This is a genomic window from Arthrobacter sp. C152 (genome assembly GCF_054890965.1).
Genome location: NZ_JBTZSU010000009.1, coordinates 85,321 through 97,648, shown reverse-complemented (window position 1 = coordinate 97,648; position 12,328 = coordinate 85,321). Strand labels below are relative to the sequence as shown.

The 12,328-nt window shown below is 61.7% G+C and carries 14 protein-coding genes; 7 read left to right on the top strand and 7 right to left on the bottom strand.

Features of this window, described 5'->3' with window-relative positions:
• Positions 1-5: 5 nt before the first annotated feature.
• The 5 genes from ACYSM9_RS09170 to ACYSM9_RS09150 all read right to left on the bottom strand — a co-directional run bounded on the left by ACYSM9_RS09170 (position 6) and on the right by ACYSM9_RS09150 (position 5,437).
• Positions 6-1,220: an ATP-binding protein gene (locus ACYSM9_RS09170; RefSeq protein WP_461856665.1), complete on the bottom strand. Its 1,215-nt coding sequence runs from the start codon at positions 1,218-1,220 to the stop codon at positions 6-8.
• Positions 1,221-1,447: 227 nt separating this feature from the next.
• On the bottom strand, positions 1,448-2,947 hold the full coding sequence (locus ACYSM9_RS09165) for an SCO6880 family protein (RefSeq protein ID WP_461856664.1): 1,500 nt from the start codon (positions 2,945-2,947) through the stop codon (positions 1,448-1,450).
• Positions 2,940-4,283, bottom strand: coding sequence for a type IV secretion system protein (locus tag ACYSM9_RS09160; RefSeq protein ID WP_461856663.1), 1,344 nt, complete (start codon positions 4,281-4,283; stop codon positions 2,940-2,942). Before ACYSM9_RS09160 ends, ACYSM9_RS09165 begins: the two co-directional genes overlap by 8 nt.
• 9 nt (positions 4,284-4,292) lie before the next feature.
• The gene (locus ACYSM9_RS09155) at positions 4,293-4,580 is read right to left on the bottom strand and encodes a hypothetical protein (protein ID WP_109864358.1); all 288 of its coding nucleotides are present in this window, start codon (positions 4,578-4,580) and stop codon (positions 4,293-4,295) included.
• Between the two features lie 227 nt (positions 4,581-4,807).
• Complete coding sequence (locus ACYSM9_RS09150; RefSeq protein WP_461856662.1) at positions 4,808-5,437, bottom strand: C40 family peptidase; 630 nt, start codon at positions 5,435-5,437, stop codon at positions 4,808-4,810.
• Between the two features lie 774 nt (positions 5,438-6,211).
• Here ACYSM9_RS09150 and ACYSM9_RS09145 point away from each other — a divergent pair.
• A complete protein-coding gene (locus ACYSM9_RS09145) occupies positions 6,212-6,349 on the top strand; it encodes a hypothetical protein (protein ID WP_461856661.1) in 138 nt (45 codons plus the stop codon).
• Between the two features lie 329 nt (positions 6,350-6,678).
• Here the strand turns inward: ACYSM9_RS09145 and ACYSM9_RS09140 are convergent, their stop codons facing one another.
• Entirely contained in the window at positions 6,679-7,578 is a 900-nt protein-coding gene (locus ACYSM9_RS09140) for a hypothetical protein (protein WP_461856660.1), read from the bottom strand.
• Positions 7,579-7,761: 183 nt separating this feature from the next.
• On the opposite strand from ACYSM9_RS09140, the gene ACYSM9_RS09135 reads away from it, so the two are divergent.
• Positions 7,762-8,085 carry an ArsR/SmtB family transcription factor gene (locus ACYSM9_RS09135; RefSeq protein WP_461856659.1) on the top strand — a complete coding sequence of 108 codons (324 nt, stop codon included), beginning with the start codon at positions 7,762-7,764 and terminating at the stop codon, positions 8,083-8,085.
• A gap of 35 nt (positions 8,086-8,120) precedes the next feature.
• Here the strand turns inward: ACYSM9_RS09135 and ACYSM9_RS09130 are convergent, their stop codons facing one another.
• Positions 8,121-8,618, bottom strand: a complete 498-nt coding sequence (locus ACYSM9_RS09130; RefSeq protein WP_461856658.1) for a hypothetical protein — start codon at positions 8,616-8,618, stop codon at positions 8,121-8,123.
• 201 nt (positions 8,619-8,819) lie between these two features.
• Between ACYSM9_RS09130 and ACYSM9_RS09125 the strand changes: the two genes are divergently transcribed.
• The 5 genes from ACYSM9_RS09125 to ACYSM9_RS09105 all read left to right on the top strand — a co-directional run bounded on the left by ACYSM9_RS09125 (position 8,820) and on the right by ACYSM9_RS09105 (position 12,270).
• Positions 8,820-9,143, top strand: a complete 324-nt coding sequence (locus ACYSM9_RS09125) for an ArsR/SmtB family transcription factor (RefSeq protein ID WP_461856704.1) — start codon at positions 8,820-8,822, stop codon at positions 9,141-9,143.
• 651 nt (positions 9,144-9,794) lie between these two features.
• Positions 9,795-10,382, top strand: coding sequence for a hypothetical protein (locus ACYSM9_RS09120; protein WP_461856657.1), 588 nt, complete (start codon positions 9,795-9,797; stop codon positions 10,380-10,382).
• Between the two features lie 171 nt (positions 10,383-10,553).
• Positions 10,554-11,078, top strand: a complete 525-nt coding sequence (locus tag ACYSM9_RS09115) for a hypothetical protein (protein ID WP_461856656.1) — start codon at positions 10,554-10,556, stop codon at positions 11,076-11,078.
• Positions 11,075-11,755, top strand: a complete 681-nt coding sequence (locus ACYSM9_RS09110; RefSeq protein WP_461856655.1) for a hypothetical protein — start codon at positions 11,075-11,077, stop codon at positions 11,753-11,755. The genes ACYSM9_RS09115 and ACYSM9_RS09110 overlap by 4 nt, the downstream gene beginning before the upstream one ends.
• Positions 11,756-11,964: 209 nt before the next feature.
• Positions 11,965-12,270, top strand: coding sequence for a hypothetical protein (locus ACYSM9_RS09105; protein WP_461856654.1), 306 nt, complete (start codon positions 11,965-11,967; stop codon positions 12,268-12,270).
• The last annotated feature ends 58 nt before the right edge of the window (positions 12,271-12,328 follow it).

Sequence of the window (12,328 nt, the reverse complement as noted above, 5' to 3'; positions counted from 1 at the left end):
CCGTCTCACAGCATCCCTTCGTCTGTCCCGAAAACGGCCAACTCGTCCGTTGTTACCCTGTTGGCCACGATGAAGGAGCGGTTCCCGACTTTCCAGAGACCGACCCCCTTCGGAAGGTTCTCTACGTGGCCGCACTCAGCTTCGGTGAGGCCCAAGGCTTCCTTTGTTAGTCGCATGGCATCATGCTTCTGGCGGTAGATGATCCTGGTATCTGCTTCGGTGAGGAGGCCCAGGGCTTTCTGCCGATGTCCGCTGGTGCTGTCACCGATCTCATTGAGGTCAGCGACCTTATGCATGATCAGCAGGTTGGCAATGCCGTATGTTCTGGCAAGGCGCCACTGCTCGCTCATCTTCGCCAACATGTAGGGATCGGCGAGCATCCGCCAACCTTCGTCGTACACCACAAGGCGCTTGCCGCCGTCGGGATTGGTGATCGCCGCCTCGAGCCAGGTGGCGCCGCAAGCGGCGGCTAGCGAAAGGGCCTGCTCTGACGCTCCGATGAGGGCGGAGGTATCCATCACCATCATTGGGGCGTCCGCGTCGAAGGCTACGGTAGACGGAGCATCGAACATGCCCTCGAGATCACCGGACACGGTGCGCCGGAGGGAATGGCTGACGGCGGTTCCGCCCTCCGCGCCGACAAGCGCCACCATCTCCTTCGACGGTCGCAATAGATGGTCAAGCACCATGGGCAGCGTGGGGTTGGAGTTTTCCGCCATGGTTTCCATGAGGGCGATATCCAAGGCCGTGTGCTCGACGGGTCGGAGCGGCATTCCTTGACGCATGAGGGAGACCAGTGCCACCAGGAGATACCGGCGTCGTTGCCGAACGACGGCCTGCCACTGCGCCTCGGTGAGGGCGCTTGACCGTGGCCCGGCGTCCAGCGGATTTACTCGTGCCGGACGGCCAGGTCCGACGGAGATGACTTTGCCACCGACAGCCTTGGCGACGGCGACCCACTCACCCTTGGGATCAGAGGCCACTGCTGCTTTCCTGCCCAACGTAATGGACCGCGCCACGAGCGACTTGCCGCACATCGATTTGCCTGTGCCGACGGTTCCGATAACGACGATGGATGGGCCGCTGATGATCCCTTTGTCGTAAAGGATCCAGGGATCGTAGGAGAAGGCTCCTGACCCGAAGACATCGGTTCCGATGTAGGTGCCTTCGTGCCCCAGCCCCGATTCGGTAAGAAAAGGGTAAGCGGCCGCGAACGTCATGGTTGAGGCGCGGTGCGGCGCTGGACGTAACCGGTGCGGGCCCCGGAGCGAGTTCGGTTCTTTACTCCCCCAATCGCCCGTCAAGCGAAACTTCTGAAGTCCCGGCTGTGCATGCTCCGACGGAGCACTCGCCTGCCCGGACTCATGTGGTGCCGGTCGGCGTCGTGCTTTTCGCTCGTCCCGGTTCTTGCCCGACGGAAGGTATTCGAAAGTGGCCTTGGTCCTCTTCATCGCAGTCCCCGTCCCAGTGGCAGGCCGCTGGCAACAAAGGCCGCCCATTGCTGTCCGTAGAGAAGCCGCAGCTCAACGAAAGCACCCGCCGCTGCGGACTCAAGCTCCTGGCGGTGCCGTGCCAAGTCCTCCAATGAAGTCGCTGTGACCGTCATATATGCGGCCGGGCGGACGTCACCGTGGCCGGCGACAATTTCTTCCTCCCGTTGTGTCACTTCTTCCTCCTCGGCCCTTTGCTCACGGGTGAGCGGTCTGTCGAAGCGTGCATTGATGCGGCGACGGGTCTCGTGGGCTTCCTGGGCTGAGCGGATGTCACGAAGCGCTTCAGAAGTAGGTACCGCCCGAATAACCTCGGTAAAGGTGTGGCGGAATTCGCCCACATAGATCAGGGGGTGAAGGAAGCCCGGAAAGACTTTTTGCCGCGGCCATTCAGCGATCCAGAAGGTCTGATGGAAGCCGGAATCCGTCCGCAAGTACGTCCAGTGCTCCTCCACGCCCATCGGGCCGTGCCTCGTGAGGTCATCGGGAAACTCTGCTTCTGATGCATTCGACGGCGGAGCTGTCGCGGCCGTCATTTTGCCCGGGGGTAAAAGGGCAGGATCGAAAGCACCGCGAATGATGGCAAGCAGCCCCGATTCGCCGAACCATTCCTCGACCTTGACGTTATGGGTACCCAGAGACGTTCGCATCGCCTCGACTTCGAGCCGCAGGACGTGTTCAAGGCCGGTGACGCCCCCGCCCGACTCCTTGATCCGCCGTCGCGCCTTGCTCGTGTCCAGGACAACCGCGACAACCAGCTCATGGCTCATGGCTGAGCCGGCGGCCCCCAGTAAGTCCTCGTATGCACGTTGGCCCCACCCAGCGTCTTCCTTGCCGTCTGGAGCTGGCACGGCATTCTCCCGGTAGAAATCCCAGAGGGAAGATGACGGGTAGGGCACCGTGTAGTCCTGGATGGCGATGCGGGCAACGCTTTGCCGTTGGGCCATGCCGGCCTGAACCCGTGACCAGGCCTGGACCGCCCATGCTTTATCGTCAGCATCCAAGAGAGCGAATGAACGCGTACTGCACCGAAGAACTGCGATTGCCTCCTTGCCATGGCCATCTACCAGGAAGCATTCCCCACGGGCGGTAGTTCGAATCTCCAGACTGCCCAACCCACCGGGAAGGGCAAGCCGGCCGGCAAGGCGTGGAGCTTCCGGCTTCGCGAGGAACCTCGTCTGGCCCGCAGCTGCGCGGTAAAAGAACGTCGCGATCTGTTGTGCCCAGACTGGATATGGGACACGGGAGTACTGCAGTATTCCGAGCAGTATCAGCGCGAGCCACATGGGTCCGGTGGTGAACAAACCGACTGGACCGTGGCTCGCAGAGGCAACGATGGCTACTGCAACTCCCCCGGCCACGATGAGCAATTGGTACCACTTGAGCCCAAGGAAAAAGCCGCGGCGTTCGTACCTTGGGAATTTGACGGCTTCCAACGCGCGCCCGTCTTCAGACATACGGGGTACCTCCCTTCGATGGATCAATTCTTGGTGGCTGGGGTTTCGGAGGTTTGGTTGGGCCGGGGGTGTTGGTGCTACGGGCTCGCGGCCCTAGTTCTGGAGCTGTGTTGTGCCGAGCGACTGCTGGAGCTGGGCCGCCCTGACCGTTAGGACTTTCACGCGATGATCCCGGCGACGTCGGATTTGGCGGGACGTTTGGTGGTCCCGTGTTCAAGGATCGTTGCCCGCTGTCAGTACCCTGTGCAGTCAGTCCGGCAGGCACAGGAGGAGCTGACACCTGTGTCGGGAAGACGTTTCGGCTTGAACTGATCGGCCGTGTCATGGCGGAACGACTCACCATGTTCGCGAGCGTCAGGCGGCCGCCTGCCTGCCGGCTAATCTGTCTGGCCGCAACACTGGTGCTTCGCGACAGGACGTGGCCACCGCCCGCCGTTTGGGCAGCTGCAGCGAGTTCCCCTCCGGCGAAGCTCACCAAGCGCAAGGCCATGAGTGGTGCACCGCAGGCGAGGGCCATGCCCACCGTTCCAGCAGCCAATCCCGCAAAGGACTTGGAGTCGGCAAAGAGCTTAACCGCAACGGCCAAGACTGTTCCCGCCAATGGCTTGGCAAGAACTAGGGCAACGACAACCTCGCACCAGCGTCGCGCCCATGCCTGTGTCTTGTCCCAGGGCACCAGCATGAGAGCAACCGGCGCAACTGCGGCCAGGACGACAAGTGCAAAGGAGCGGAAGATCATCGAGCACATCAGGATGAAGGCAAGAATCCACACGACAATTACCGCCATCGCTGTGACAACAACGGCTCCGACCGGGCCGCCCGTCGTCCCAGGTGCCAGCGATACCAAGTTCCATTCCCGGCCCGATCCTTTCGGTGCCCGTTCGAATCCGAAGAGCCTCATGAAAACCAAGTAGGGATCAGAACCTATGGATTGGAGCAGAGCGGCAGAGGCTGAGTCGCTTACCCGGGTGACCTGGCGGACGAGATAGACCGCGGCACCGACCATTGGAACGGCAGCAGCCCCACCGACCATCGCGCGCCCGATTCTCCTCGGCTGCTGGCTTATCAACCCGGACAGGATCTGTAGGATCATCACCACGACGAGCGGTGTCATCATGACAACTACCCACCAGCTTGTGAGCCCTTGGATCGATACCCATTGGGAGTCGTCGACGTTCGACACTTCGAAGGCGCCGGTGATGAATGCCCAAAGCCAGGACGCCATATTTTCGAGGATATTCGCGAAGAGTGAAGTGACGGCGCCAATGGCGTTGTCGTTAATTTGGGATACAACACCACAGCCCGGCGGCCACCATCCATTGAGGTCGCATTTCACGGGCAATGCCTAAAACCCGAGCGGAAAGGCTGTCTGCGACCACAGAATGTAGCCGTTTATGCCGCCAAGGATAGCGGCCACGGGTCCCGTCCAGAGGAGAATCACGCCGCCGCTGGAAGCCAGGCGCGACGATTGGCTCAGCTTGCCGGCCAGCAGCAGGGCTGCACCGATGATCGCCACGATGGCGATGATGATGAAGGCGCCGACGAGGATGCCGCCGCCTATCTGCTTGAGCGATTCAAGGAAGGGGAAACTCGCGTTGGGCGTGATTCCCGGGTCCACCGCTGCCAGAAACATGGGTGCTCCGTCCGTCGTATTCCATGGAGTGAGCAGATGAGCTCACAAGTTCATGGGAGGTGAAGCATGGAACGACATGACCTGAACATCGAACATGCCTATCGGACATGACAACGACCAGACTTGCTTGACCCCACTCATCGCGGGGAGGTGGGTCTCCCAACAGGACGTCGCTTATGCGCTGACTCGCCCATGGCCGAGATGCCCACAGCGCGCGACACGAGCCCTCAGCGTGGAAGCAGATCAAAGTAGGCGGTGCCAGAATTCCAGCTAATTGGATGCAGTAATGTCCCCACGGCGGGGTTCAAGGCACTCCACATCATGCCGTTGCCCGCGTAGATGCCAACGTGCCCCCAGTTATCCGGTCCTTGGGGATTCTGAACCACCAGGTCCCCCGGCTGCGGGTCGTCGGTCCGTACCCCAACACGCCACTGCTCCACCCGCGGCAGTTCGATTCCAGCCTGCCGATAGATCCATTGCACGTAGCCGGAACAGTCCCAGGCTTTGAATGCAGTGCCACCCCACACATACCGTCCACCTAGACCTTCCTGCGTGAACCGCAGAATGTCCTGGCGGAGCTGACTCAGGTATTTCCAAGAGGCCGCAGGCCCCACTTTGGGCGGCGAAGATGAGCAAGGAGCTGGCGACGTGTCCGGTTCCAACGCAGCAACGACTGCTGTCGCCGCACGCTCCCAACGCGCGTAAAGCTCGGGAAAAGCAGATACCTGGACTGCCTGAGCAGCCAGATCTTTGTCCATCGCCTGCCATCCCGGTACGTCGAGCAGCCCTCGAGGACTTCCTCGGTTGGGACCCAAAGGGCCGCCGTAGAAGGCGCGAGCGTTGTAGAAAACGTCCATAAGCTGCTCAACGCTCCCCCACCCCGCCGTGGGACGTTGTTGAGCCGAGCCTATCGAGTCATGGTCGCTCCCAACGCCATCATTTGGAAAGCCCATGGAAGCCGGAACCCTGGGATTTGCGAGTACGCGCAAACTCGACTCCTGCATTGCCATCATGATGGCAATGATCTGTCCCGAACGGGGTACACCAAGCTGTTTTCCGACCCCAATGTACGCGCGAGCCACGCTTTCCTGTCGCGAGTTCAGCTCGTATAGCACCTGGCTACCATCGCGGACCTCCAGGCCATCGGCAGTCCCCGTAGCCGTGCTGCTAGATGCAGCATCAGCCGGAGCACAAGCGACAGTTGGCTTACCTCTCAGACCGGCAAGTAGAGCCACACCCGCGACGAACGCCATCAGGCCGAGAAGCACAAGGACAGTCACAGCGGCAGCGACACTTTTCAGCAGTGCCCGTCTTCTAACGAGACCGGCCACGGCCATAGGACCGACCATCAGTAGACGATCCGGTCCGCGGTCGCATAGAAGGCAACCATGGCGCAGCGGTCAGCCGGAGCTGTAGCCGCAGGCGGGCAGTTCAGCATCACCGTTATAGGTGCGGAATAAGTGTTTCGATCCCTGCTCGTCTCATCGAGCACTTGCACGATCACAGTGCACACGTGAAGGCCGGCCCACGGCGGTGGGAATTCTTGAACTTTGGCTAGCTCGAGATCGCAGCGAACAGATTGAGCTTTGGCGCTCCGGCGCGCCGACTGCTGTCCAAGACCCGCAAAGGAAGTGGCAGTCACACCAGTGGCTTCGAACTCTTTGACCAACACCGACAAGGGGTTGGATCCATCGGGAAGCAACTCCCACCACGAACGCACCCGTGCATACACGTCCGAGTACGACGACGAGCGGCTGTCCCACGTATAGATTCCCCTTGCTGCCTCTGCAGCGAGCGCGCGGAAGTCCCTTGTTGGCGAAAGATCAACAGGTGAGGCCGGTGCGGCCGCATCGGTTTCGTCAGGGACAGCAGTGGACGCGCCCGGTGCTGAGGGCGTCCCGGAAGATGCCGACGCGAAAGGCGTGCTTGCTGTCGGGCTTTGGGCCGGCAGCGCACCCGGCCTACGGCCCGGCCAGAATAGGAAAAGGAGACCGCCTATCAGCAAGACAACGAAGAGTCTGGCAACGAACGAGCGCTGGCGGCCCACGGCATGGAGTGTGCGCAGTACCCGGCTTCCCGCCCCCCAGCCAACCATGACTTATGCAGTCTGCCTGCTGGCCTCGTGCTGGAGCACGCGCCAAGCTGTCCGGTACAACTGCCGCGCGAAACCGATGTTCACGGCGACATACCGCTCAGTGACACCAAGCTCCGTCGCCAGCGCCGCCATCTGCTCAGACCTAGGCAGGCCGCGCAAACCTGGACGGACTATGGTCTCCGCGACTCTTCTCAGAACAGCCGTAGGAAGGCAATCCGCAGCGGACCGGCAAAGACCTTCCATGCTGACCCCCGGCTCGGGGTGGCAGTTCAAAGCAGCATTGATAGTCATGGCGGTCTGCCGCACGACGGTGACGGCATGCCAGCGCCTCCTGTCCCTTGGCGAGGGTGGCCCGTAATGCCTTGGCCCGACTAGGCTTGAGACAGCCAATTGCCAGATATCCTCCCTCACGTTTCTTTGCACCAGGCCAAGCATGGCCTGAGCCCAGGCGTGATCGACATACTTCTCCGTGCTGTCCCAACCCAACCCGGCGCTGACGACAGCAAGCACTTCAGGTGAGGGTTCCGCCGTCGTGAAATCCATGAGCAGCGGCAAAGTCTGATGACTGAGTTCGCGCCGGACGTGTGCCGCGCAGATCTTGTTGCAGACACCTTGGACCCAGGCTTCGAAGGGAATGCCCGGCAACTCCCGGTAGCGCCCCTTCGTCACGCCGTCCCATACGGCGACCCGGATATCCTGCATGAGGTCGTCCACATCGCACATGCGCCCAATCCGCGTCAGACGGGAAACCACGTAACCCTGAACACTGTTCACCGCGCTCATGATGCGGTCGATCGGGATATTGCACTCCCCTGCCGCAGGAGGGTTTAGCAATGAGACGTCGACAGTGGTGGTCTTAACTGGTTCCCGGATGGGTTTATTTGCTTTGGCGTCGAGTTCCACGACTTCACCGCTTTTGTTCAGATCGAGTAGTAAGCAGAGTCACGGGTGGAGCAACTCGCGGATGTGGATGCGCAGATCCACCAACGACCAGTAGAAGCTATTGAAGTTATTGTCGAAGATACTTAAAGTATCGTCAAGGGTGCCGTTCTTACTTTTTCGCCAACCTTCGGGAAGAATGTGGCTATGCCGCGGATTACCCAGCCACACGACGCCGCCTGGTCGGCTGACGTTGAGGCTGCCGTCGCTACCTTTGGCAACCGGTCGCGGAACGAGATTCTCCGATTTCTTACGGCGAATGGACCGGCGACGCGCGGCGACATTGTCGCCGCCGTCAGCGCCGGCGAACCGAGCGTGGCTAAGCACCTCACGGCCCTGGAGGACGTGGGCGTGGTGATAGTCGACGTCGAACCCGGGCGTCGGCACGGGCGCTCGCCCCGGTACTCTGCCAACGCAGTCCGAATAAAGGAACTGCTCGACGCGCACCTAAGCTACCTGCTCGAGAAGTAGTGGCAACGTTGCGACGGCGGTAGCGCCTGTTCGATCTATTCCGCTGCTTCACCCGCGTCTGACGATGAACCCGCCGCTGCTTGCTCGCCTTCCGGCCGCCGGCTGATGTCCCTGTTCAAGTACTGTGTGATGGCACGCAGCGTCTCCGGGGACACATCACCAAGAGTTCTGGCCGCAAAGGTCTTCACACGGGCTGCGCGCAGGGACTTCACAAACTCAAGCTGTGAATCAATTCGTTCGGGCAGGTCAGCTGCCTCGCCACCTTGCAGATACCCAGGGTCGACATTGAAGATTTCGCACAGAGCTCCAAGCAATGCCGGGTCACTGACTAGTCTCCCCGTGCCGTCCTTCATGTAGAACCAGCGGGCTCGAGAAAGCTTGATTCCCCTGCTCTGCAGCTTCTCCTGAACCTCACGGAACGTGACGGGCTGACCTCGCTCGGCAACCACAACATCAAGCAGAAGGTTCAGGCGACGCGCCAACTCTGCCTGCGGAGACAAGCCAGCACTGAGTCCCTCTTGGTCAGAAGACAAGACGCGCCTCCCTCCTGGTGCAATGCCACGCCAACCCTGGTGCCCAGTATTCCCCCGCCGAAGGCCGCCTGCAATAACGCTTCTGCGACGCTTCCATCCCCTTGCGGATGAGCGTATCGTTCTCCTGTAGACCCGTCTACAGCTCGTTTAGCTCTCTCCCAAAGTCATTCGGTGGTGGTCTCCGTGGCAGAGGACATCTTGATGAACCGGACGCGAAGTCGACTCCTTCGTTTCCTGATCGCGCTTGGCCCGGCGTCCTGTGCAGATGCAGCTGTCGCCTTGGAACTGTCGAAGTCCACGATCCGTCGACAAATGGCGTTGCTGTGCGGCGCCGGCATTGTCAGGCGGGGAGAGGGAACATACAGCGCCCAGCCGGACCAGATAGAGAAGCAGCTTCGGGAGCTATCCTCAACGTTCCAATCTCCCGTTCCCGACTTCAGAGACCCGGCCACTGAGACCGCATACTTATCGCTATCGCAATTCCACTCAAGCGACTGCCCTCACACCTCGAAAGAAATCAACTGAGCGAGCTCGGCTCGGCTTCTTGCGAAGTGTCCTGAAACCCAGATGGAGGTCGACCTGTCCGCCGTGCCATGGAGCCGCAGGCTCGCGAGCACCGATCATGGAAATGTCCAATATCGACGAGGCCCCCATCAGCTCAGCGGCAGGCGTAGATGTTCCGCGTCAAGGACTTCTGGCTTGGTTGGCCAGCCCAGGCGGGGGCGCCGAAGCTCAACAACCAATGCGTGCCTCTTTAGATTGCAGCACCCGCGAATGGTGGCTTGGGATCTCCGGAGCTACTGTTCGAACCAGACGTTCGAGTGGGCCAATTCCAGGGTACGGCTGAAGTTTTATTTCCGGCACGGCGGGTCGGTGGCCAGGTCTGCTCATTCAAAAGGGTCTCGGTTGCGTCAGACCTTGTCATGGACTGAACCTCGCACACTTGATCAACTCCTGGGGTTGACTTGGATTTATCGCCGACAGCCGACCTTGTCCGCACTCTGTTAGCGATGTGAGAAGGCGGGCGTCAGCAGCGCATTCGGAACCCGTGGGTCGCTTATCGCGGCCACCTTCATGTGGTCAGGGTCCGAGAAAATGACGTGATGAACGTCAGGGGCCTCTACCACGTAGTTGCTGCGGGGATTCTGTGTTTCGGTCGCGGCGTTCACAGGCATCATGTCTACGTCAAAACTCGTTTCCCCGAGCCTCCTCCGTCAAGCACATGCTGACTTTCACTCCGACGCGTCAGAGGTCTACGACGAGGTTCTCATTGAGGCATCGGACCGAATCCGCAGTTCGGGGTCGATTGGCAAGGCTGACATCGGGGCTTTGCTCTTCTGGAAGCGTCTCCACGCCGACACTCGTTGGGTCCGAGACCTCATGGCTATGGACGATTCCGAAGTTCGCGACACCACGGGTCACGCCGTCTCCGCGGTCAACGACACTGCCCTAGACCTTGCCTCAGCAGCTGCTAAAGGCCGAAAAGCTCTAAGCGCTTTGCCCGGCTTTGTCCGCGGTGACGCCCTTGCCTCAGCTCTTCTCACAGCGGCCGCCCCGGACCGCATGGCGATCTATGATCGACGGGCCCAGATGGGCCTGGAAAGGCTCGGACTTTCGCTGTCCGCTGCAAGGGGACGGTACGAGAGGTACATGACGATCGTCGCTGGACTGGCGTCCGAGGCCGAACGCCGCGGTCACACATGGTCTCCCCGACAGGTAGATCTGGCCCTGTTTGCCTTGGGCGGTCAAAGGAGGATCAGCTAAGGCGGTTCAGACCTCAACGATCTTGGTGCTCACCATGATGACTTCGTAACCCCGGCTGTTCCACAGGGCGAGATCGGGTACTGGAGTACCTGGCCAGGAGCAACAGCTTCATCAGCGCCCGCAGTGCCGGGATCGCTGCCGACCTATTGGTCTGCCGGTAGAGTGCGGTTCATGACATTGGGGGATGCCACTGCGGTGGCGGCTGACGAACGTGCTCTTGAACTTGGCTACGCGCAGCGCCGGTCCTGGATTTTTTGGGCCTGGTGGTACGGGCTGGCAATGGCGATAACGGGAGCTGCCGATGCAATCCTTTCCGGACTGGTCGGGCAGGACACAAGCCGTGGCATCTCGATGGTCCTCCTGGGTGCGCCGATTTCCGGCATCGGCTGGCTCCTGACCATTGGAGTCCGGTTTTCGAAGAAGCTGCCGAAACCGGCCAAGGATGTGCCGCGGGTGGAGCAGGGCATCCGAATCAACCCCGGCGTCGTCAAGTCCCTGATGATCGCCACGGTGCTGATCGCCGCCGCCATGACCTTCTTGACGCCCCGCGGCACGTCCCCCGAAACACTCCCGTACACCGGCCTGGTCGCCGCGGCAATCCTCAGCCTGGCCGCGGGCATGGCCCGCTCGGGGTGGCTCTTCCGGAACAGCAGCCAGCTGTACTCGCGCTGGCTGGAACGCCGGCAGGGACGATGACCGGCGGCCAGCGGCCGTGGACGTTCGCAGCGGTGTGCGTCATGGTCCTCACGCTGACGCTGCTGATCTCCAACCTGATGGGCGGGTCGTTGCCGAAGCTGCTGCCCTGGTACGTGGCCGGCTACCTGCTGATCGGCGCGTGCATCTTCGGCCCGGCGGGCAGGTTTCCCTCGCTGCTGCAGGCCGTGGCGTTCGTGCTTCCCGGCGCGCTGCTCGTTGTCCTGGCGCTCTGGGACCAGGGCGTCTGGGCCGGCGGCTGGCTGCTCGGGCTGCCGGCCTGGGGGCTGCTGCTGAGCCGGTGGACGCGCGAGAACCCGCTGCGGGTCTTGGACGTGCTGAAGTTCCTAGGCCTGCTCGCGCTCGGCCTGGTGATCTTCACCTTCAACGTCGTCTACCCGATCCCCAGCCTGGGCCTGTTCGTACTCCCGGTCATTCCTTTCGTCCGGCTGGCCTACCCGGACTATCGGGCCCGACCAGTGCAGGCCGCCGTCGATGTCCTCTTCGGCTTTGCCACCGTCTGGATCGCCTTCTCGATCCCCACCCCGGAAGGATCCTGGTCCTCTCCCTGGACCCTCGCCGGCGGGGCAGCGACCGTTGGTCTCATGATCGCGTTCTGGGCCCAGGGCCTCCCCCGCCGCTCCCGGCAGGTAAAGATCAAAAACGGGGCCATCGTCTAGGTCTCCGCGAGAGCTACGGCACCAGGGGTTGCGCAGACAATCATAAGCATGCTTACAATAACTTCATTCGGATGGGGATCCGGTTGCATGGGGATGCGAAAAGGGTGCGCTCAGCGAACGGGGCGCACCCTTTCCCATGCCCGGAGAATAGGGGCACCTCACGTAGGCTAGGGCCAACGACAGGCAGGCGAGGGGTGAGGGGCAGGTTGATGACCCAGACCAAACGCCCGGCCCCCCACCCGGAGTGGGTGCAGATGTACGGGCAGGGCATCCCTGCTTCGAAGATCGCGGCAGTGGCCGGCGCCCCCGAGGCTACGGTCCGGTATCACTTGGCGATCGCCGCCAGACAGGACCCAGGGCTCCGGGCCCGGCACCAGGCCGCCCTGCCGCCGGCACCACCTCGGGTCACCGCTGCCGGCCAGCGGATCTTGGACGACCTCCTGGCGTTCCATGCGACTGAAGGCCGGCTGCCGGTCCACGGACGGTCCGCCCGGGAATCATCGCTGGCCGGGTGACTTGTCCGGCGCAGGAGCCACGCAGCCGACGGCACCCTCTCCCCCGTCTACGCCCAGG

Excerpts from the sequence above, each read along its gene's own strand:
- ACYSM9_RS09135 (WP_461856659.1), top strand. The coding sequence starts at position 7,762 with ATGCCGCGGATTACCCAGCCACACGACGCCGCCTGGTCGGCTGACGTT.
- ACYSM9_RS09170 (WP_461856665.1), bottom strand. The coding sequence starts at position 1,220 with ATGACGTTCGCGGCCGCTTACCCTTTTCTTACCGAATCGGGGCTGGGG.
- ACYSM9_RS09165 (WP_461856664.1), bottom strand. The coding sequence starts at position 2,947 with ATGTCTGAAGACGGGCGCGCGTTGGAAGCCGTCAAATTCCCAAGGTAC.
- ACYSM9_RS09120 (WP_461856657.1), top strand. The coding sequence starts at position 9,795 with ATGTCTACGTCAAAACTCGTTTCCCCGAGCCTCCTCCGTCAAGCACAT.
- ACYSM9_RS09125 (WP_461856704.1), top strand. The coding sequence starts at position 8,820 with ATGAACCGGACGCGAAGTCGACTCCTTCGTTTCCTGATCGCGCTTGGC.
- ACYSM9_RS09155 (WP_109864358.1), bottom strand. The coding sequence starts at position 4,580 with ATGTTTCTGGCAGCGGTGGACCCGGGAATCACGCCCAACGCGAGTTTC.
- ACYSM9_RS09105 (WP_461856654.1), top strand. The coding sequence starts at position 11,965 with ATGACCCAGACCAAACGCCCGGCCCCCCACCCGGAGTGGGTGCAGATG.
- ACYSM9_RS09115 (WP_461856656.1), top strand. The coding sequence starts at position 10,554 with ATGACATTGGGGGATGCCACTGCGGTGGCGGCTGACGAACGTGCTCTT.
- ACYSM9_RS09110 (WP_461856655.1), top strand. The coding sequence starts at position 11,075 with ATGACCGGCGGCCAGCGGCCGTGGACGTTCGCAGCGGTGTGCGTCATG.
- ACYSM9_RS09150 (WP_461856662.1), bottom strand. The coding sequence starts at position 5,437 with ATGGACGTTTTCTACAACGCTCGCGCCTTCTACGGCGGCCCTTTGGGT.